At 51.6% G+C, this 20,122-nt stretch carries 17 protein-coding genes and 2 tRNA genes; 12 read left to right on the top strand and 7 right to left on the bottom strand.

The genetic code is table 11. The features are described from left to right. Positions 1–114: 114 nt before the first annotated feature. Positions 115–1,512 (top strand): glutamate--tRNA ligase, encoded by a 1,398-nt coding sequence (gltX, locus tag A7E78_RS02125; protein WP_072282716.1) that lies wholly within the window; start codon positions 115–117, stop codon positions 1,510–1,512. Between the two features lie 502 nt (positions 1,513–2,014). On the opposite strand, the gene A7E78_RS15280 is transcribed toward gltX, so the two are convergent. After that, entirely contained in the window at positions 2,015–2,200 is a 186-nt protein-coding gene (locus A7E78_RS15280) for a hypothetical protein (protein ID WP_235606780.1), read from the bottom strand. Positions 2,201–2,437: 237 nt separating this feature from the next. Here A7E78_RS15280 and pepN point away from each other — a divergent pair, with 237 nt between their 5' ends. From pepN to A7E78_RS02165, 6 genes are all read left to right on the top strand, one after another. Then, on the top strand, positions 2,438–5,077 hold the full coding sequence (gene pepN / locus A7E78_RS02140) for an aminopeptidase N (protein ID WP_072282718.1): 2,640 nt from the start codon (positions 2,438–2,440) through the stop codon (positions 5,075–5,077). Between the two features lie 91 nt (positions 5,078–5,168). Further along, positions 5,169–5,243, top strand: a tRNA-Gln gene (locus A7E78_RS02145). 447 nt (positions 5,244–5,690) lie between these two features. Then, the gene (locus A7E78_RS02150) at positions 5,691–6,995 is read left to right on the top strand and encodes an aminotransferase class I/II-fold pyridoxal phosphate-dependent enzyme (protein WP_072282719.1); all 1,305 of its coding nucleotides are present in this window, start codon (positions 5,691–5,693) and stop codon (positions 6,993–6,995) included. Positions 6,996–7,184: 189 nt separating this feature from the next. Beyond that, positions 7,185–8,528, top strand: a complete 1,344-nt coding sequence (locus A7E78_RS02155) for a tRNA nucleotidyltransferase/poly(A) polymerase-related protein (RefSeq protein ID WP_072282720.1) — start codon at positions 7,185–7,187, stop codon at positions 8,526–8,528. Positions 8,529–8,556: 28 nt separating this feature from the next. Beyond that, a tRNA-Gly gene (locus A7E78_RS02160) sits at positions 8,557–8,631 on the top strand. A 266-nt stretch (positions 8,632–8,897) separates the two neighbouring features. Then, on the top strand, positions 8,898–9,593 hold the full coding sequence (locus A7E78_RS02165; protein ID WP_072282721.1) for an MlaD family protein: 696 nt from the start codon (positions 8,898–8,900) through the stop codon (positions 9,591–9,593). Positions 9,594–9,877: 284 nt separating this feature from the next. Here A7E78_RS02165 and A7E78_RS02170 read toward each other — a convergent pair whose 3' ends face one another. The 4 genes from A7E78_RS02170 to ppk1 form a co-directional block, all read right to left on the bottom strand. Continuing rightward, a complete protein-coding gene (locus A7E78_RS02170) occupies positions 9,878–10,381 on the bottom strand; it encodes a SixA phosphatase family protein (RefSeq protein ID WP_072285002.1) in 504 nt (167 codons plus the stop codon). Positions 10,382–10,431: 50 nt separating this feature from the next. Further along, on the bottom strand, positions 10,432–10,905 hold the full coding sequence (locus A7E78_RS02175) for a CYTH domain-containing protein (RefSeq protein ID WP_072282722.1): 474 nt from the start codon (positions 10,903–10,905) through the stop codon (positions 10,432–10,434). Positions 10,906–11,012: 107 nt separating this feature from the next. After that, complete coding sequence (locus tag A7E78_RS02180; protein WP_072282723.1) at positions 11,013–12,569, bottom strand: CHAD domain-containing protein; 1,557 nt, start codon at positions 12,567–12,569, stop codon at positions 11,013–11,015. A 46-nt stretch (positions 12,570–12,615) separates the two neighbouring features. Beyond that, a complete protein-coding gene (ppk1, locus tag A7E78_RS02185; RefSeq protein WP_072282724.1) occupies positions 12,616–14,802 on the bottom strand; it encodes a polyphosphate kinase 1 in 2,187 nt (728 codons plus the stop codon). A 224-nt stretch (positions 14,803–15,026) separates the two neighbouring features. Between ppk1 and A7E78_RS02190 the strand changes: the two genes are divergently transcribed. From A7E78_RS02190 to A7E78_RS02210, 5 genes are all read left to right on the top strand, one after another. Beyond that, positions 15,027–16,562 carry a Ppx/GppA phosphatase family protein gene (locus A7E78_RS02190; protein WP_072282725.1) on the top strand — a complete coding sequence of 512 codons (1,536 nt, stop codon included), beginning with the start codon at positions 15,027–15,029 and terminating at the stop codon, positions 16,560–16,562. A gap of 132 nt (positions 16,563–16,694) precedes the next feature. Continuing rightward, a complete protein-coding gene (locus A7E78_RS02195; RefSeq protein ID WP_072282726.1) occupies positions 16,695–16,907 on the top strand; it encodes a DNA gyrase inhibitor YacG in 213 nt (70 codons plus the stop codon). 24 nt (positions 16,908–16,931) lie between these two features. Next, entirely contained in the window at positions 16,932–17,303 is a 372-nt protein-coding gene (gene queD / locus A7E78_RS02200) for a 6-carboxytetrahydropterin synthase QueD (protein WP_072282727.1), read from the top strand. Then, positions 17,275–18,036 (top strand): 7-carboxy-7-deazaguanine synthase QueE, encoded by a 762-nt coding sequence (locus A7E78_RS02205; RefSeq protein ID WP_235606782.1) that lies wholly within the window; start codon positions 17,275–17,277, stop codon positions 18,034–18,036. The genes queD and A7E78_RS02205 overlap by 29 nt, the downstream gene beginning before the upstream one ends. Positions 18,037–18,298: 262 nt before the next feature. Next, entirely contained in the window at positions 18,299–19,018 is a 720-nt protein-coding gene (locus tag A7E78_RS02210; protein ID WP_072282729.1) for a creatininase family protein, read from the top strand. Positions 19,019–19,030: 12 nt separating this feature from the next. Here A7E78_RS02210 and coaD read toward each other — a convergent pair whose 3' ends face one another. Both coaD and rsmD read right to left on the bottom strand, forming a co-directional pair. After that, positions 19,031–19,519: a pantetheine-phosphate adenylyltransferase gene (gene coaD / locus A7E78_RS02215; RefSeq protein WP_072282730.1), complete on the bottom strand. Its 489-nt coding sequence runs from the start codon at positions 19,517–19,519 to the stop codon at positions 19,031–19,033. Continuing rightward, positions 19,516–20,094, bottom strand: coding sequence for a 16S rRNA (guanine(966)-N(2))-methyltransferase RsmD (rsmD, locus tag A7E78_RS02220; RefSeq protein WP_072282731.1), 579 nt, complete (start codon positions 20,092–20,094; stop codon positions 19,516–19,518). The genes coaD and rsmD overlap by 4 nt, the downstream gene beginning before the upstream one ends. Positions 20,095–20,122 lie beyond the last annotated feature (28 nt).

Here is a 20,122-nt window from a genome sequence, read left to right on the forward strand (position 1 = left end):
CCTGGGCCCGAAAAACCTTGTCAATAACTGCCCGTTCCAGTATATATCTGGGGTCGTCTTAAGACGGCCTCTTTTCTTATAAATCGTTTTATCTACGGTTCAGGAGTAATAATAATGTCTCAACTGCGCGTTCGTTTCGCTCCCAGTCCGACGGGATATTTACATATCGGCGGTGCTCGTACCGCCCTGTTCAACTATCTACTGGCCCAAAAAGAGCAGGGTTGCTTCGTGTTGCGTATCGAAGATACCGATGTTGCCCGTTCCACCCAGGAATCGGTCGATGCCATTCTACAGGCCATGAGCTGGCTTGGCTTGAGCTGCGACGAAGGGCCCTATTATCAGTCTGAGCGTTTCGATCTCTATCGTTCCAAGGTCGATCAATTGCTTGCTTCCGGCAAAGCCTATCGCTGTTATTGCACCCCTGAAGAGTTGGAAGCAAAGCGCAAGCTGGCCGAGCAGGAGAAGCGCAAGCCCAAATACGACGGCACTTGTCGTGATCGCGAGGATGCACCGGTGGATCGTCCCTATGTCGTTCGCTTTTGCGCGCCGCAGGAGGGTGCGACGACCTTTAACGACCGCATCAAGGGCCCGATCACTTTTCAGCACGCCGAACTTGACGATCTGATCATTCAGCGCACCGACGGCACGCCGACCTACAACTTTGTCGTCGTGATCGACGATGCCGAGATGGGAATCAATCTGGTTATTCGCGGCGACGATCATATCAACAATACTCCGCGTCAAATCCTGCTTTATCAGGCCCTCGGCTATGAAGTGCCCGAGTTCGCTCATGTACCGATGATCCTCGGCTCCGACCAAAAGCGTCTTTCCAAGCGGCATGGCGCTACCTCGGTCATGGCCTACCGGGATCTCGGCTATCTGCCGGAGGCGATGGTCAATTACCTGGTGCGGCTCGGCTGGTCTTTTGGCGACGAGGAGATCTTCTCGATGGAAGATCTAGTGGAGAAATTCAGCCTGGATAATGTCGGTCGATCCGCTGGGGTCTTTAATCCGGAAAAGCTTTTGTGGCTTAATGCCCATTATATAAAAACCGGGGACCCTCAGCGTCTGGGAGAGCTCCTGAAAGAATACCTCGCTGCCCAAGGGATAAACTGTGATGGGGGGCCATCGATTGAAGAAGTGGTCAAATCTCTACAGGAACGCTGCAAGACCATGGTCGAGATGGCCGAACAAGCCGCCTGGTACTATCACAGCGAGGTGGAATTCGATCCCAAGGCATCGGCTAAATTTCTTACCGAAGCGCAACAGCCTGTCTTTGCCGCTACGTTGGAGCAACTGGCTGGCTTGGATGATTGGCAGGAAGGTTCTATCGAGGCAGCCCTCGGCAAGGTAATGGAAAGCACCGGTCTCAAGTTCGGCAAGATCGCCCAGCCCCTGCGCGTGGCCCTTACCGGCGGCACGGTCAGCCCAAGCATTTGTCTCGTGATGGCAGTGATGGGCAAGGAGATGGCCCTGGCTCGTATCGAGCGCGCGGCCGGCATGCTGACCTGATTAGCGATTACTTTGAATAACAACGCCCGGGTAGCAATGCTCCCGGGCGTTGTTGTTTGACCTGACTTAAACTTCGCCGGACCCGGGTATCGTTCACCCACATAGGTAACACTTCGGTTATTGAAACGGCTCAAATTCTTGAACAGCAGAGGGAAGCGCAGCGACGTTGCATATGCGTTATGGGTTTTAAAACCCAACAGCCCCTTCGACCACTGTTGACAATAGAAACGGACCGAACGCTTTAGTAATAACCTCTGGAAGAGGGACCGCTCAAGGAAATTGTTGCCGATGTAAAATGATTCAAAGGGTGTCAACCTTCTCCTTATCTGCGAGAACGCATGCTCCACGCAGTGGCAAGGCACTTTTTGCATACTTTTTGTTGCCGCATGGACAAAAAGTATGGCGGTTGGCGGGACGCAACCCGCCGGTTTTGAATCTAAGTTTTGTTGGCAAAAATCACAATCGCTGCTCGGCTGATAATTCAGAGGATGTGCTGTCTTTACTAGCATTCTCTGAAGGTACGGTTGTTTTTTTTGCGAAAAGCTTTACGCAGCGCCCCTGCTGCTCCGAACAGCAACCAGCCCGTCAACGCGAAGATGCCGACAGACAAAGCGACCAGCAAGGTGTCGCCCTTTGCCAGGAACTTCAGAAGATTGGCGCCCATGGCCCAGATTGTCACGATCAGCATAAAGAGCATCGGTATGGCGGTGACCAGGTAATTCCTACAGCGCTTTGCCAGGTAGACAGTGGCAACCGTCAGGCCCAGTGCGAGAGCAGTTCGTTGAGGGTGCCGAACAGGGGCCAGAGCATCAACGCACCCTTGGCGCCGGGTTTTATGAAGGTCAGCAGCGCTGCCAGGCCCAACATCATCAGGGTGGCTACGGTACGGTTCGAAACAACCTATGAATTCAGGAGAAAGCAAATAATGGCCAAACGAGCGGAAACCATCTATCTGAAAGATTATACGGCGCCGGCCTTTTGGGTCGACAGCGTCGATCTGCATTTCGAGCTCGGTGAAGAACAGACCAGAGTTGCCAGCCGCTTGGCCCTGCGTCGTCGTCCCGACTCGCCTAGCGGGGCACTGGTTCTCGATGGGGATAAACTTGAGCTCGAGCAGATATTACTTGATGGTCGGCCTCTGGCAGCGAACGAGTACCTGCTCGACGACGAAAGCCTCACCGTCCTGGCGGTGCCGGAAAGTTTTGTCCTCGAAACCACTGTTGTCATTCGGCCCCAGGACAATACCGCCCTGGAAGGCCTCTATCGATCCGGTAACATCTTTTGCACCCAATGCGAAGCCGAAGGTTTTCGCAAGATTACCTACTTCTTTGATCGGCCCGACGTTATGAGCCGCTTTACCACGACTATCGTTGCGGATAAGCAAAGCTATCCCGTGTTGTTGTCCAACGGGAATTGTATCGACCGGCAGGACTTGGGCGACGGTCGCCATTCTGCCACTTGGCAGGATCCTTTTGCCAAGCCTTGTTATCTCTTCGCATTGGTTAGCGGTGATCTCGGTTGCGTCGAGGATCGTTTTACCACCTGCTCCGGGAGGGAGGTGGCGCTAGAGATCTACGTAGAAAAACACAATTTGGATAAATGCGCCCATGCCATGCATGCACTCAAAAAGGCTATGCGCTGGGATGAAGAGACTTACGGCCTGGAATACGATCTCGATATCTATATGATCGTTGCGGTGGATGATTTCAATATGGGGGCCATGGAGAACAAAGGGCTCAACATCTTTAACTCCAAATATGTTCTGGCACGCCCCGAGACCGCCACCGATGCAGACTTTCAGGCCATTGAAGGCGTTATCGCCCACGAGTATTTTCATAACTGGACCGGCAATAGAGTGACTTGCCGGGATTGGTTTCAACTAAGCCTCAAAGAGGGTTTGACCGTATTTCGTGATCAACATTTCTCCTCGGATCAAGTTTCTCGAGCCGTGAAGCGCATTGAGGATGTGTGTGTGCTGAGGACTCATCAGTTTGCCGAGGATACGGGGCCTTTGGCCCACGCCGTACGTCCGGAGCATTATCAGGAAATCAACAATTTCTATACTGTTACCGTTTATAACAAGGGGGCTGAACTGGTCCGTATGCTTCAGACCATACTCGGTCCCGATACTTTTATTCGAGGGGTGAGGCGTTATCTGCAGCACCACGATGGCCAGGCGGCTACCGTAGAGGATTTCCTGATGGCCCTGAGGGAAGCGGGCAACTTGGACCTGCAGCAGTTCCAACGCTGGTATTCTCAGGCCGGCACTCCTCAGGTTTCCATAACCAGTCAATATCTGGCTGCCGAGCAGGCCCTGGAGATTACCTTCGAACAATTTTGTCCGGCCACACCGGGCCAGGCCAATAAACAGCCGCTACATATTCCCTGTAAGATCGGCATGCTTGATACTGGGGGGCAACCCTTGACGCTTCAGTTGTCGGGTGATGAAGCGGGTACGGGAACGGAAGAGATGGTACTGCATTTGCGTCAGGACAAGGAAACCCTGCGCTTTATCAATCTACCCGAACCCCCGGTGCTGTCTCTGTTCCGTCAATTTTCCGCGCCGATTCGATTTGTTGGTGAAGAGTCGTCGCAAACATTAGCGTTTCTTCTCAAACACGACAGTGATTCATTTAATCGATGGGACGCGGGGCAGAGGCTGGCAGAGCGAATAATATTGAATGGAGCAAACCAGTCGAGTCGCGAGACTGCGGCAAATGATCTAGACCTGTTGGCCGCAAGTTTCGCTTCCATTCTGCAAGATGACAGCCTGGATAAGGGGTTAGCTGCCAAATTGCTCGAATTGCCCAATGAACTCTATTTAGCCCTGCAAATGCAGGAGGTCGATGTTGAGGGCATCCATACAGGCAGAGAACAAGTTCGCAAACATCTGGCAGTTAATTTACGGGAACTCTTCAGGGCAGTCTTTAATGCCAGTCAAAGTACAGGTGACTACAGTGTTGAGCCCGAAGCCGTAGGGCGGCGCAGCCTGAAAAACCGCTGTCTATGGTATCTTGATGCTTTAGATACGGAGGAGTCCTCTCAACTGGTGGCCGACAGCTATCGATCGGCAACCAACATGACAGATCGTATCGCCGCTTTGATGTTGAGTGTGGATAATTCCGGAGCATTGGGGCAGGAACTGCTCGGGGACTTTTATAGAAGGGCCGAAAACGATCCGTTGGTTCTCGATAAATGGTTTGCAGTGCAGGCTCGTTCCAGTAAGCCCGAAACCTTGGCGTCTATCAAGAACCTGCTCAGCCATTCGTCTTATCAGCCGCAGAATCCTAACCGCGTGCGCGCCCTGATTGGTACCTTTAGCCGGGCCAATCCCCTGCGCTTTCATGTTTCGGATGGAAGCGGGTATGCGTTGTTGGCTGAGCAAATCATTGCCCTCGATCCCGTGAATCCTCAACTGGCCGGATATTTAGCTGGTGGTTTCAGTGCCTGGCGCCGTTATGATGAAGGACGCAGGAAGGCAATGCAGCAACAATTGCAAAGAATTGTTTCCCTGCCGAAGCTTTCCAGGGACCTGTCTGAGGTGGTGACCAAAATGCTGGAGTAGAGAAAAAATGTAGAGCATTTTTTAATATCAAAATATCGAATAAAATTGTTGACAAGTGTCTTCTGGATTGATAGAAGATTGATTCCTTTTTTGGGGCGTCGCCAAGCGGTAAGGCACCGGATTTTGATTCCGGCATTCCCAGGTTCGATCCCTGGCGCCCCAGCCACTATCAATGTAGTTCATACTACATTTATCATATTAAACATGACAGCCATGAGTGGCTGGCAAGAGTTTAAGTTGTCCCGAGGGGCGACACGAAGTGGAGCGCAAGCTCCACTTTTTTTTTGCCGCGCGCAGCGGTTGCTTTTTATTCTGTCGCCGTGTACAAACAAAGGCAGGTCGATGGGGCCTATTGCTTGCCATCGCTGTTGGTTTTTAATTGTGAGGACAAGGTGTCATATGAGTGAGTTTACGGCAGGGGATCTTCTTTTTGCACTGCTTGTTGCCAGCGTGATTGTGGGTATACTTTTTCTGGTAAAACGGGGCGCCTCAAAATGAGTTTGACTGCGGCATTGTTTTCCGTTGACAAGCCTTCCAAATTGTTGCTTTAATGCGCCCAAAATTGCCCGTAAATTCGGGGTAGGCGACTATTTTCAATCCGGGAGAATTCGTTTTGAATCCATTGGCCAGTGCGTTAAACGACGATATTGCGCAACATAATCCAGCTGTACTGCAGATGTTGTCCGACTTGGGAAAAGAAATTTTCTTTCCCAAGGGCATTCTCAGCCAGTCTGCGGAGGCGAAGGCCAAAGCCAACCGGTTCAATGCCACCATCGGCATTGCCACCGAGAATGGCGCTCCCATGCATCTTGATTGTATGCACGAAAAGCTAAAGGCCTACGATCCTGCCGATATTTATCCTTATGCACCACCTGCCGGCAAGCCGGAACTTCGCGCGTTATGGCGTGAAAAAATGTTGCGCGAGAATCCATCCCTGCAGGGAAAAGTCTTCAGCGAACCTATTGTCACCAGCGCTCTGACTCATGGTCTATCTATTGTTGCCGACCTTTTTACCGAGGTTGGCGACACAATTCTGCTGCCCGACAAGCTCTGGGGTAATTATAAATTAACTTTCGGCACTCGCCGAGGTTGTCATATCAAAACTTATTCGACCTTCAACGCCGATGGTGGTTTTAATGTAGCTGCCTTTAAAGAGGCATTGCAGCAGGTTGCCGATGAGAAGGGCAAAGCTGTGGTGCTGCTCAACTTCCCTAATAACCCCAGTGGTTATACGCCTACCGAGGCCGAAGCAGATGCACTGGTTCAGGCTATGGTCGAACAGGCCGCCAGTGGTTGCTCGATTGTCGCTGTATCTGATGATGCCTATTTTGGATTGTTTTACGAGGATTCAATCAAAGAATCCTTGTTTGGCCGGATGGCCAATCGGCATCCGAACCTGCTTGCGATCAAACTGGATGGCGCTACCAAGGAAGAATTTGCCTGGGGGTTCCGGACCGGTTTCATTACCTTTGCCGATGGTTCCGCCGACGGTGGATCCGCGGTCCTCGAAGCCCTTAGCAAAAAGACTCTTGGCATCATTCGCGGCACAATTTCCAATTGTCCCCATCCGTCTCAGACCTTCGTTATCGAAGCCCTTCGGTCGCCCCTGTTTCTGCAACAGAAACAGGAGAAATTTGAGATTCTCAAGGCGCGTGCCGTACGCACCAAAGAGGTTCTTGACAGCGGTGAATACGACCATGTTTGGGACTATTATCCATTCAATTCCGGTTACTTCATGTGTCTGCGCCTCAAAGAGGTAGACGCCGAGCAACTGCGGTTGCATTTGCTCGATAACTATGGAGTCGGCACCATCGCAATCAATAGCACCGATCTTCGGATTGCCTTTTCCTGCATTGCTGAAAATGATATTGGCGAACTGTTCGATTTGATTTATCAGGCTGTTTGTGACCTGTCCTGAGAGTAGGGCAGCAGTCGTTTACGGTAATATATCTATAAGTCTTGCTTTCATGTCTTAATGGCAACGATTTGAGCAGTTTTAGCTCATATCGTTGCCCCTTTCTACCTATTGGCTGCAGAGAACTCGCTAAGGTCGCTTATTTTCGGGTTTTGGAGTTTGGCTTCAAACGCCTACCCAGTGAAGGCCGCCATGGGAATAAATCAACTTGAACAAAACCTGATTCGTAAGGGAATTTTACCCGCTCTATGCGGATTGTTAGACCCCGGCAGTGCGTTTTATCTCGTAGGTGGTGCGGTTCGGGATGCCCTGTTAAATCGCAATAGCACCGACTTTGATTTTGCTACACCTTCTGATCCTACGAATCTCGCCAAATCATTTGCGGCCGAAATTGGTGGTAGTTGGTTTATGCTTGACCCGCAGCGTCGCCAGAGCAGGGTGGTGGCGGGGCAGGGGATGGATCGATTCTCCTGTGATTTTGCACCCTTTCGCGCCGATACCCTTGATGGCGATCTGCTGCGGCGGGATTTCACCATCAATGCGATGGCAATCGCGCTGAAACCAGGTGTCGGTTTCGGTCCTCTCCTCGATCCCCTCGATGGTCAACAGGATTTGCAGCGTCGCAGATTGCGTTGTTGTTCCTCCGAAGTCTTGTTTAAAGATCCTTTACGGGTCCTGAAAGGGGTTCGTCATACAATTTGCCTCCAACTGACTATTGAGCCGAGTACTCTTGCTTCCATGCGGCATGCCGCTCCTAGCCTGGACCGGGTAGCTTCTGAGCGCATCCGCAGTGAATTTGCTGCCATGCTGGCTGTTTCGCCAGCACGACGCTGTTTGGTATGGTTGCAGGAACTCGACCTTCTCCCGTTGATATTCGGATCTGCCGCAAAAGGGGGGATCTCAGGTGCTGGCTTGGCGCGGCTTGACCGTGCCGAAGAGTGGCTAAGTTTCCTGGTCCAGACAGACAAGAGCGGCTCCCTTGCCGAATTTTTTTCTCAGGAATTAGAGCAGGGGATTACGCGTGCGATTGCCTTTAAATTGGCTGCCTGGTTTTCGGGGCAGAAATTCAATGGCGTTCGCCTCATATTACAAAATTTGCATTGCAGCCGCGCCGTACAACAGGCAGTCGATTGCATGCTGGACCTGGAACAGCGACAGGCTGATGAGCTTTTGCAACTTTCCGCCACAGGTCGCAGTAGAGCTTTATGGGCGGATAATCTCGGAAGTCATCCCCGACTGGCTGTCTGCTTTCTCGGGTTGCTGTTGCCTCTTTCTTTTACCGAGAGCGCTCGCTTGTTATTGCCCGTGCTGAGCGACCTGGATCACTTTCGAACCAACGGAAAAGTTCCTGACCTTTTGACCGGCGGGTGGTTGCAACAGAACTTGTCTCTGAAAGGACCTGACATTGGCCTTTGTCTTAAAGCGCTGAGGCAGGAAGAGATTGCCGGACGCGTTGTAAACCAGCAACAGGCCGAACATTTTGTATTGAATCATTGGCAGATGACCAGGCAAAAAACGATTGACAAAGAAACCTAGCGGTCTCTATAATTGTCCCTCTTTACCGGCGGGAATAACTCAGTGGTAGAGTGTCAGCTTCCCAAGCTGAAGGTCGCGAGTTCGAATCTCGTTTCCCGCTCCAATAAAAACAGGGGTCAGGCATTAATGCCAGACCCCTGTTCTCGTTTGTCCTCCTAAATCAGCTGTCTGAACGGCTTTGTCGAATTTTCCTGAGTCTTGAATCGCAGATCCCCCTAATTCAGATTGGTCCAGCGTTTTCGCTCTATAACTTCTGTCGGATGCCGAAATCGGATCTGCTTGGCTTTACACTAACAGTGGAGAAGGCTAGACTGAAATTTAGAGGCCGCGGAGTACCTGCCTCGGCTTATCAGACATGGGGAGGATTCTATGCTGCAGACAAAAGTCTGGTTGTTTCTACTGGTCCTGTTGGCGATGTTCGGTTGTGTCCAGGGTAAGCGTCATCTGACCGTGCAATTTAACGCCACTGAGGGGTTGAGGGTCGATGACCCTGTTGTCTTTCAGCAAAACCGAATCGGCACGGTGCACCATATCCGTTATACGGATCAGGGCAATTATCTGGTGGATATCCTTGTCGAAGCGGATTTTAAAAATGCTCTGACCGTCGACTCGCAGTTCTATATTGATCGCGATCCGGCCAAGCCGGATGGCAAAGCCCTGATCGTTGAACAGTCGCGCCCTGGTGGTATCTTGCTTGCCGACAAGGCGCTGGTTGTCGGGGCGGAAAAGCCTTCTCCCTGGCGGCAGATGTTGGAAACCCTGCAGGAGAAGACCGGTGATTGGGAAGAACAGCTGGAGCGTAAACTCAATGAGCTGCGGCGGGACTATGAGGATAAATCTACGGAGATCAATCGCGACGTCGATGCGGCTATCGCCGAACTGAACCGCCGTTTGGTCGAGCTGCAGGAGGCGATGCGGCAGGCCTCAAGCAGTGAAGAGATGCAGGCCTTACGGCGTTCGGCGGAAGAGGTGTTGGCCGAGTTGCAACAGCTCTTAACCGAGTTGGGAGTTCAACAGCGGTCGCCAGCTCCGAAAGCGGCACCCGAAGGCGCACCTGCTTCTTAGCATCACTGAGGATTCCGGTTCACGGTGCCTGTAAAAAAAGCCCGACCGTCTCCACCTGGGAGACGGTCGGGCTTTGCTGATTCGGTCTGCCACGGAGCGCCCGGGTAGCTACTTCTTCTTGTCTTTGGCCTTATCCTTATCCTTGATCTTTTTTGCCTTGCATACGTCGCCCTTCTTTTTAACAACGGCACCGCATTTTGGACATTCGTACGCTCCCGGCTTCGATTTGGTCTTCGATTTTCCCTTCAGGCAGCCCATAGTATAGTCTCCTTTGCCATTAATAGTCAGGGTTCGATGTGTTTTTTCGGGTAGTCGTAAAAAAGCAGGTTGCCGGCAGTTCCTTCGAGGTCCCGCCAGCTGGTAATCGGAAGCGAGACGCTGAATACACCGCAGGTCGGAACATTTTCGATGCAGGCACCGACCAGGTAATTGGCCAGGTCCGTGATGCCGGGATTGTGTCCTATTAGTAGCACATCCTGTAATTGTTCATCAATGCAACGCAGCAGGTTTATCAGTTCATGGGCACCGGCCAGATAAATACCATGGTCAAAGGATAGCTTGCCTATGTCGACCTCGAGTTGTTCTGCAATGATCTCGGCGGTCAAACGGGTGCGAAGCGCTGGGCTGACCAGAAACAGGTCGGGTGCGAAGCCCCTTTTTGCAAGACGCCGGCCCATCATCGGCGCATCTCGCTGACCTCGCTTGTTGAGAGGGCGGTCAAAGTCGGTAAGGTCGGGATCGCGCCAGCTTGATTTGGCGTGACGAAGCAGGGTTAGTCGCTTTGTCATGACGGTTTCTGTGAGGTTGGGCATTCCTTGCGCGTGTGCCTGGCGCCCAGTTATTCTTTGTCCCAGGATTGATAGGGGAATTTGGACAAAGAAGCGTTATAGTAGCGGGGATCGCTGGTGACTTCTTTACCAGCCCATGGGGGCAGTTCAACCTGGTCGTCGCTGGATTCCAATTCTACTTCTGCCAGAACCAAGCCTTCATTGACCCCTGCGAATACGTCGATTTCCCAGAGGTGTTGCGAATAATTTACTTTGTATCGAACCTTCTCAATCAAGGGCCTTAAACAGAGAGTATCGAGCAGTTGGGTTGCTTCGGCAAGGGGGATGGAATACTCGAATTCGCTGCGGGAAATGCCCTCAGTTTTGCCCTTTATGGTCAAAAATCCCTTGTCTCCGGCTATGCGCACTCTCACGGTGCGTTCGGGATCGACAGTTAGATATCCCTGACGGTAAGCTGTTCCGACAGCCTCTTTTCTCCACTTGTCGCTACGGACCAAATATTTTCGTTCAATCTCTATCGCCATTCTTTGTATATCCTTTCAACTTCACATATCCATGGGGCAGTGAAGGTTTGCTGGTAAGTGTAGCCATATTCGAACAAAGCTAAGCGTTGGGTGGATAATCTTTATTGTTACTTTGTTGAGGAAAAAAGTTTTTGAAACAGCCGGTGGTTATCCGGCTGGGAAAAAGTTTGAAACTGGTGATCAAAGTCGTCCCTGGTCTGCTGTTGTTGGTTAAACAGGCTGGAGGCTAAAATTCCCATGGCCAGAAGGGTGGCCGGAGGCACCCGGTTTTGAGCGGCCATTTCTATCCCGAAAGAGTATATAGCCTCGCCTTGCACCTGGTAGTCCTGAAAGTCACCCAGGTTATCTTGCAATACTTTGAGGGATTTTATCAATGTTTTGATGGCAATCGGGGGATAAAGGGATTGGAAAAACTCCAGAAGATAGCGAAGCTTTTTACAGGTTTTACGTAATTCGTGGAGAGCCTCTGCGGGACTCTCTGTGGCAATGGAATGACCTTCTTTCAGGCATCGCTTATAAAGTTTCCAGATTCGGCGATCGGCAACCTCCTTCACCGGCAATTCGGCATCGGGCAGGGTCGGGTCCGCTTCTCGTTCCTGGTCCAGAAACTCCTGCCAAAGGGCGAGTATGTTGGAGCTCTTGGCTCCTTCCAGAAGAGCGGCCAGCTTTTCTTGTTCTTCTGCTTGGCGTTGTTTCAGGAAATTGTGAAAAGGGACCAGATCCTGACGGTGGCTTTCAGGCAGGAGTTGGACGTAATCGGAGTATTTCAGCAAGTAGACATCAAGGTCGCGGGTCAGTCCGGTGATATTGCCAAGCCAGGCGAAACCCTCGCGAAAGGGTGCCAACTCCACCGTCGGAAGCAGTCCTTTAAGCTGGTTTAAAGCAGAGCGGGTACGGCGCACCGAAACCCGCAGATCGTGCAGAAATTCCGAGTCGAGATCGTTGCAGGTGCCTTCGATGTTGGTTCGAAGAGTCGAGAGCAGGTGATTCAGGATGGTTCGCAAGGCCTGCTGAGCGGTCAGCGTCGGTTGCAGGGAGAGGTTGAGCTTGGAACTGTAATCGGCCGGACTACGGCCGAGGGTGGCCAATGCATCGGCCAGAGGATCAAATTGGGTCGTTTGTAGAAAAAGGTCATCGCCCAGCAGGTTGTTGACTTGGTTTAAGGCCGATCGATATCCTTGCACCGGCAGGACCTGCAGGTAGGACCGCAAGGAGTGTCGGTTGCCTTGGGAATCAATGGCCTGCCGGAGAAAAAAAACCACCATTCGCAGTACGGTTTTACGGTCTCGATTGAGCATAGCCAAGCTTTGTTTTCGGCTGCAAACCGCTACCTGAGGCAGCAGACGGCGCATTTTGATCAGGGGTTCCAACTGTTGGCGCAACTGGCCTATGGGCAGGTCCCAGGCGAAACCGGGTTCTTCAGAATGATCGGAACTGGCCAGTAGATCACCCTTGTGAGAACGATAGATCAGTTCCCGCCTTCCCTCGGAACTTTCCAGTTCCAGAGTGGCTCCTTTGCGATACAGCCGCCAGTCAAAGGTGTCATAATAAGCGGTCAGGTTCTCCTGCAAGGAAACTGCTTGCCAGAGATCGTCCTTCGCCAGTTGTTGCAGCCAGCTCTCTACATCGCATTGATCATTAAAAAGATAGCAGTGGGTTTGCATCGAATAACTCCTGGGGTGCCAGGGCGAGAAGCAAGCATCGAAAGCATCAGCGTAAATTTCGTTGGCGGCCTTTTTTTCCTTTACGTTCTTTTTGGCGCATAACGTCGTTTTTGCGCTTTTTTGCAGCCTGAATTGTCAGCTCCTGACTGCCGGGATGATCTTCGTCCGGTTTCGGCTGGCGTTGTATGTACGAGCCGTCTTCCTGCATATCCCAGGCGCAGCGTTGATCATGCCATTGGGTTTCAAGCATTTTCCAGAGTTCTTGCTGCAGTTTTGGTTCGGTAACGGGTACTAGAACTTCGACGCGGTGTTCCAGGTTGCGTTTCATGGCATCGGCTGAGCCGATAAAATACTCTTCCTGCCCGGCGTTGCGAAAGTAGTAAAGGCGTGTGTGTTCCAGAAAACGACCGACGATGGATACAACCCGGACCGTTTCCGTCAACCCGGGCAAGTTGGGTCTAACCCGGCAGCTATCGCGAATCAATAGCTCAACCCGCACCCCGGCCTGAGCCGCCCGATAGAGGGCTTTTGCAATATCGCCATCTTCCAGAGCATTCATTTTGAAACGTAAATGACCTTCCCGTTCCTGTTGCTGATGCTCAATTTCACGTTCGATTTTTGCCAGTAAAGCTTTTTTAAGGGACTTGGGTGCCACCAGTAATTGCTGGTAGCGGCGAGCCGGGGTGTACCCGGTGGTCAGATAGTTGAAAAGTTCGGTAGCGTCCTGACCAATCTGCTTGTCATAAATGAGCATCCCCAGATCACTATATAGACGGGAGGTCTCCGGATGATAGTTCCCCGTGCCAATATGCACATAGCGACGTAAGCCTTTATAATCTCGGCGAACCACCAGAATTACCTTGGCGTGAGTTTTGAGGCCGACGACTCCATAAGTGACATGAATGCCGGCTTCCTCCAGGCGGGTCGCCAGGCGGATATTGGCGGCTTCGTCAAAGCGTGCCTGTAATTCCACCACAACCGCAACCTGCTTGCCGTTCTGGGCGGCTTGAATCAATTGATCAAGGATCGGACTGTCACTGGAGGTGCGATACAGGGTCATCTTAATCGCCTGTACCTTGGGATCTGTTGCCGCTTCCTTTAAAAATCGCCCTACGGACGAAGCAAAGGATTCGTAGGGATGTTGCAGCAGAATGAACCGGGCCTCGCGAATATCATAGAAGATATTGCGTCCTTTGGTGAGTTGCGGGTGATCGATGGGCAGGTGGGGTATGTCTTTCAACTGTGGCAGGGGAAGAGCGGTGAGTTGCATAAAATCCCGTGCACCTATAATACCGTTAACCTCAAACACATCGGCTTCTTGGTCCAGGCCCAGTTCTGCGGCAAGAAGGCCCCTGTGAGATTCATTCATGTCGGGCAGGATTTCGAGTCGCACAATGGGCGCAAATTTCCGTTCGCGCAAGGCCGATTCGATTAATGCCAGCAGGTCGTCGGCATGTTCCTCAGATTTATCGGTATTGGCATTGCGAGTAACTCGAAAAAGATCGCAACTGACGACCTCCATGGCCGGGAAAAGCATATCGAGGTTGTTGGCCATGACATCCTCGAGCAGAACAAAACGGTTCTGGTCGTCAATCGGCAAGAAGCGAGGGGCGCCGCGCCCGACCGGTACCTTGACCCGGGCCAGGGAGAGTTCACCACTGCCTGGATAACGCAGGTTTACCAGCAGGTTGAGAGAGAGATTAGAGACGAAGGGAAAGGGGTGGGCCGGATCGATGGCCTGCGGGGTTACCATCGGATAGATGTTGTCGTAAAAGTTGCTGCGAAGAGCGTTTTTTTCAGTCTCAGTTAAATCCGTGTAGGTGCAAATAAAAATGTTTTCTTGGGCCAATTCTCTGGTTAAATCGATCAATATTTTCTGTTTGTGCTTTTGGTGATCTTTGATGACTTCATAGCATTCGGCAATCTGTTCATCGGGAGAGCGACCGTCAATGGTACGTTTTTGCACACCGGCCAGAGATTGTTGTTTGAGTCCGCCAATCCTCTTCATGAAGAATTCGTCAAGGTTGGAGCCGGCAATAGCGAGGAACTTAACTCGTTCAAGAAGAGGAACACGCAGGTCAGCCGCCTGAAGCAACACACGATGGTTGAATTGCAGCCAGCCAAGTTCGCGGTTTAGATAATGTTGTGAATTGTTGAAAGGGCAAGGATCGGGTAAAGAATCGGATATCTTTGGGATGGATTCAGTACGGCTCTTATTCTGTTGCTCTTGCAATGGTCATAATCCTCGTTGAAGGAATGATTGGTGAGCAAAGTTACCGTTTTGTATAACCCTCTTTGACTTATAGCATGCTTTTAAGTTGGATGCATCCCTGATGGAAGTGAGTTCATGCGACAGCATTAAAGGTCGTTGCAATCAAAAAAAGGTGGGTTTTGAAGGTTATGCCGGGCTAAAATGCAGTAACCAAAGGTTCAGTTTTTATAACCCAGGAGAAGAACTTGCCTCAAAAACGTCTGGCCGCAATCGATATCGGTACCAATTCAATCCGTTGTATTATCGTAGAAGCCTGCGGGGAAAGCGGTTATCGAATTTTGGATGACGAAAAGGCGACTGTTCGTCTTGGTGCCGGGCTTCACCGCAGTGGCAATATTAGTTCGCAAAGTTGGCAAGCTGCCGGAGAAGCGCTGTCACGAATGCGCAGAATTGCTGAGGGCTTCGGAGTGCGGGCGATTGAGGCTGTAGCGACCAGTGCCGTGCGTAAGGCCTGTAACGGACAGCAGTTTTTGGAAGATATGCTGGAGCGGGGCGGTTTTCCTATCCGTGTCATTAGTGGCGAGGAAGAAGCGGAACTTGCCACTCTCAGCGCCTGGCGCCACTTTGATATGAAACACTCTCGTCATGCGCTTATTGATATCGGTGGCGGGAGTGCAGAAATTGTTTTGGCTACTGGAGACCATATAGAGGAGGTGCTTTCCTTAGAGGCCGGGGCGATATTCATGACAGACAGGTTTCTGTCCAGCGAACCGATCCTCCATGGCGATTTGAAAGGGGTGCAAAAGTATCTGCGCAAGCAGACCCGTAACCTGTTTGAAAAACATGAGTTTAACCTTCAACAACTGATCGGCTCGGGTGGTACCATCACTAACATCGGCAGGGCGGTGATGGCTCAGCGTAAGGAATCCTTTAATTCGGTACATGGATATGAAGTGCTCCATTCCGATCTTGTACATCTGTTGACAATGTTAGCTCGTTTGACACCCAAAGAAAGGGCGACGGTACCTGGAATCAGTCCTGAACGGGCCGATATTATCGTCGCGGGTGTTGCCGTGGTCGAGGGGCTTATGAGAAACCTCGGTGCGAATATTTTAAAAATCAACGAAAGAGGTATTCGAGAAGGCCTCATTATTCGCAGCCTGCAGAAGCATGACCTGGTTTCAGGAGACGTTTCTGTCTTAAACTGGCGTACCTCCGTGGAGGAGCTGGCGCGCTCCTGTCAAGCAAACCTGGGCCATGCGAGACAGGTTGCCCGTCTGGCCCTGAAGTTGTTCGATGCTCTGCGGGAACAGGTTTTCTTTTCAGAGGACGATCTTTTGTTATTAGAAGCCGCGGCTTTGTTGCACGACATCGGATATTTTATCAGCTACAAAAGCCATCATAAGCATTCTTATCATCTGATTCGCCATGCTCGACTGGATGGGTTCTCTCCACGACAAAAGGAGTTAGTCGCCAATATTGCGCGCTACCATCGGGCTGGTCTGCCCAAGAAAAAACACCCCAATTTTAGTCACCTGTCTGCTGAGGATCAGCAACTTGTACAGCAACTCGGAGGAATTCTGCGGTTGGCAGACGGATTAGACCGGTGTCGCGATCAGCGGGTTAAGGAGTTGTCCTGTCGTATTGAAGGGGGTCGGTTGTATCTCAAGCTGCACGCTGATTGCGAGGACCTATCCGTGGAGGTCTACGGTGTCAATCGTAAGGGAGACCTGTTTGAAAGGGCTTTTGGGTACAAGGTTCTGGTCGAGAGGTTTTCGTGAAACAAGCCTTATTGCAGCATGTGCGTTGACCGGAGGTGAGGGTTGAAGTATTCTGCGCCGGTTCAATTGTCTCCAGCTGTCGAGGTGTGTTAACCTTGAGCTGTTAATTTCCTTTGAATCAGGGTTTTTCTAATGACTTCTCCCTCTGAGCAGCCAAAGAATATTTGCACCATTATCAAATGCCCAACCTGCCAGCAGACGACCCGCTGGCAGAATAACCCTTATCGACCTTTTTGCAGCAACCGTTGTCGATTGCTTGATCTTGGCTGCTGGGCCGAGGAAGAATATAGGGTTTCCGGTGAGGACCGGATCAATATTTCGGACACAGAAGAAAACTTCGAATAAACAATAATTTAGAAGGAACAGTTAATGTATTATCTTACAATTCATACCCAGTTTGCAGCAGCCCATAACCTGATTCACTATCAGGGAGATTGCGAAAATCTTCATGGTCATAACTGGAAGGTAGAGGTTACCGTGACGGCCAAGGAGTTGGACAAAGCCGGTCTCGGGATTGATTTCAAAGTGCTCAAGCGTGAAACCAACAAGCAGCTGGACCTGCTTGATCACAAATATCTTAATGACCTTCCTGCTTTTCGCGAAAGCAGCCCTTCTTCAGAGAATATTGCCCGTTTTCTTTACGAACAGTTGCAAGGGGTCTTGAACGACGGAAATGTCGCTGTCGATAAGGTGACGGTCTGGGAGTCGGATTATGCCTGTGCCAGCTATGTCGCAGACTGATGGCCAGCTGATCGAGCTTTTCTCTTCAATCCAGGGAGAAGGGCTGCTGATCGGTTTTCGGCAGATATTCATTCGATTGGCATTATGCAACCTTTCCTGCCGCTACTGTGACACACCCTTCGATGTTGCCGATTCCTGTCGTGTAGAAACCGCCCCCGGTGCCGGAAGCTTTTTCGCTCTGCCCAATCCCGTTTCTCTGGACGTACTGTCTAACCTTATTGCTGACTGGCTTGATCGCCTGCCCGGCGGGCATCACTCCATCAGTATTACCGGCGGTGAACCTTTAATGCAGGACAAGGTTCTGCAGGGATGGCTACCGGTCTTGGGGCAGCTGCTGCCCATACATCTCGAAACAAACGGCACCTTGCCTGATGCCTTTGAACCCCTTGTCCCCTTTGTTGACTGGGTATCAATGGATATCAAGCTGGCGTCTCTGACCGGCGAACCGACCCCATGGCTCGCTCATGAGGACTTCCTGTCGCTGGCATCGGATCGGGGGTGTTGCGTTAAGGTGGTGGTCGGGACGGAAACGACCGTAGAAGAAGTGCAGCAGGCCGCCGATTTGGTGCATCGTAAGGCTCCGTCGGCGCCGCTGATTCTGCAACCGATAACCATGGCAGGACAGGTCGGAACGGCCGCAGCCCATTTGTTTCGTTTGCAGGAACAAGCGGCGCGTATTCACGGGCTGGTGCGGGTTATCCCTCAAACCCATGCTTTTCTCGGTTTGCTGTAACGCACGGGCCCGTCGTCCTGTTTGCTGTCCGTTTTTTTCAAGGGTGGTGTCACTCACGCGAAAAGCTTTCACCGCAGAGTGCGCAGAGGGCGCTGAGAAAAGCTAAACCCGTTTTCCTGGTTTTCTTTGTGATCTCTGCGTTCTCTAGAGAGCAAAGCGAACGGGCGGTGAAAATCTTTTTTGCACATTTTATTACATGTAATCCAAGTTATTTACTTGAACCAGGCAGGTGGTCGGCCGTTGCATTGTTTGGGAGGGAATTGTGATTATTGAAGAGATGACGATGCCGGAGTTTGTCCGCGGCCTGGAAAAGACCCGAACTGTACTGGTACCCTTTGGTGCCACCGAGGAACATGGCCCGCACCTGCCTTTAAATACCGATACCCTGCATGCCGTCGAGGTTGGTCGCAAGTTGGCCGAGAAGAGGGCCATATTTATCGCGCCGCCCGTACCTTACGGCGTGTGTCGCTCGACCAGTCAGCACCCCGGCACTCTCTCGATCTCTACCCAAACCCTGCGAGCTTTAACCCTTGATATTGTAAGCGCCCTCTATCGCCAAGGTCTGCGAAATGTCATTCTGCTTACTGGGCACGCCGGTGGCACCCATACTTCGACTCTGATTGATGCCGGGGAGGCCTTGCTGGAGCGTTTCTGCGATTTGAAAATCGCCGTATTGACCGAGTTTATGCTGGCAGCCAAGGAAGGACGCGGGCTTATCGAAACAGTAGACGACTCCCATGCAGGCGAAATCGAAACATCCCGTATTCTTAATTCTCATCCGCAATTGGTTAAGGGAGAAGCCGAACGGGAATACCCGTCTTTTCCCGTGGGGATTTTGGTCCGTGATAAACGCCGGTTTTGGCCCGGTGGGGTGTGGGGAGACCCGACTCTGGCATCGGCAGAAAAGGGCCGCCTGCTTGAGGATTTGGTAGTCCAGTGCCTTGACCGGTTTGTGACCAGACTGGAGGAGTGGCAGGAATAGACGCTCCGGGAGCTAAAGGGGAGGGTGTTTCAGTTGCAGAGCCTTTTGAACGCAGGGTGGAACAAAGTCGTCAATTTTGCCGCGCATGGAGGAGACCTCTTTGACGATGGAGGAACTGAGATAGCCGTAGCGAACCGATGTCATCATAAACAGGGTTTCCATCTGGTTGTTCAGGGAATGGTTCATCTGGGCCAACTGGAATTCGTTCTCGAAGTCTGAGACGGCACGCAGGCCCCGCAATAAAACCCGAGCCCCTTTTTCCTCCATGTAGTTAACCAGCAGTCCGTCAAAGGTGTCGACTTCGATCTGAGGATAATCCTGCAATGTTTCTTGAATTAGCGCCAGTCGTTCATCGATATCGAACAGGGCTTTTTTATTAACGTTTTGCGCCACGGCAACGATGAGTTTGTCGAAAATCTGCAGTCCCCGCAAGATGATATCGAGATGCCCGTTGGTAATAGGATCGAACGATCCTGGATATACGGCTATTTTTTCACTCATGTATGCGGCTCCTCGCATTGGCAGCGGGTCAACAGGAAGACCTGAGTAGCGCCGTAGCGACGCTGGACATCGGTTTGTAATTGGCCGATTCGTTCAGGAATACTTTCCTTGGTAGAGGCCTCCACGCACACTATACCATCTTCATCGAGCAGGCATAGGTCGGAAATCATTTCCAGGGTTGGCGTGAGCAGGCCCTTGTCGTATGGTGGGTCGAGAAAGATCAAGTCAAAGGGGGCGCTGCTTTGCGTTAGGGCTAATTTGTCAAGGACCTGGCCGTTAATCAGCCTGATCTTGTCCTTAAGGCGGCAGGCCCCGGCATTCTTTTCAATAAGGGCGGCGGACTGGCTCCCCTGGTCGATCAAGGTTGAATGGGTGGCGCCGCGGCTGAGAGCCTCCAATGAGAGGGCTCCAGAGCCGGCATAGAGGTCTAGAACGCGCCGGTTGCTAAAGGTGCCCAGGCGGCTTAACAGCATGCTGAAAAGGGCCTCGCGGACACGGTCGCTGGTCGGGCGAATTTGATTGCCGTCAAAGCTTGCCAGCCGGGTACCCCTGGCGCTGCCGCTGATGATACGCATGATCGTCTACCTCGAAAAAACTGCACCA

The sequence above is a fragment of the Syntrophotalea acetylenivorans genome (assembly GCF_001887775.1).
GTDB lineage: Bacteria > Desulfobacterota > Desulfuromonadia > Desulfuromonadales > Syntrophotaleaceae > Syntrophotalea_A > Syntrophotalea_A acetylenivorans.

Excerpts from the sequence above, each read along its gene's own strand:
- gltX (WP_072282716.1), top strand. The coding sequence starts at position 115 with ATGTCTCAACTGCGCGTTCGTTTCGCTCCCAGTCCGACGGGATATTTA.
- A7E78_RS15280 (WP_235606780.1), bottom strand. The coding sequence starts at position 2,200 with ATGCTGATCGTGACAATCTGGGCCATGGGCGCCAATCTTCTGAAGTTC.
- pepN (WP_072282718.1), top strand. The coding sequence starts at position 2,438 with ATGGCCAAACGAGCGGAAACCATCTATCTGAAAGATTATACGGCGCCG.
- A7E78_RS02155 (WP_072282720.1), top strand. The coding sequence starts at position 7,185 with ATGGGAATAAATCAACTTGAACAAAACCTGATTCGTAAGGGAATTTTA.
- A7E78_RS02165 (WP_072282721.1), top strand. The coding sequence starts at position 8,898 with ATGCTGCAGACAAAAGTCTGGTTGTTTCTACTGGTCCTGTTGGCGATG.
- A7E78_RS02170 (WP_072285002.1), bottom strand. The coding sequence starts at position 10,381 with ATGACAAAGCGACTAACCCTGCTTCGTCACGCCAAATCAAGCTGGCGC.
- A7E78_RS02175 (WP_072282722.1), bottom strand. The coding sequence starts at position 10,905 with ATGGCGATAGAGATTGAACGAAAATATTTGGTCCGTAGCGACAAGTGG.
- A7E78_RS02180 (WP_072282723.1), bottom strand. The coding sequence starts at position 12,569 with ATGCAAACCCACTGCTATCTTTTTAATGATCAATGCGATGTAGAGAGC.
- A7E78_RS02195 (WP_072282726.1), top strand. The coding sequence starts at position 16,695 with ATGACTTCTCCCTCTGAGCAGCCAAAGAATATTTGCACCATTATCAAA.
- queD (WP_072282727.1), top strand. The coding sequence starts at position 16,932 with ATGTATTATCTTACAATTCATACCCAGTTTGCAGCAGCCCATAACCTG.
- A7E78_RS02205 (WP_235606782.1), top strand. The coding sequence starts at position 17,275 with ATGCCTGTGCCAGCTATGTCGCAGACTGATGGCCAGCTGATCGAGCTT.
- coaD (WP_072282730.1), bottom strand. The coding sequence starts at position 19,519 with ATGAGTGAAAAAATAGCCGTATATCCAGGATCGTTCGATCCTATTACC.
- rsmD (WP_072282731.1), bottom strand. The coding sequence starts at position 20,094 with ATGCGTATCATCAGCGGCAGCGCCAGGGGTACCCGGCTGGCAAGCTTT.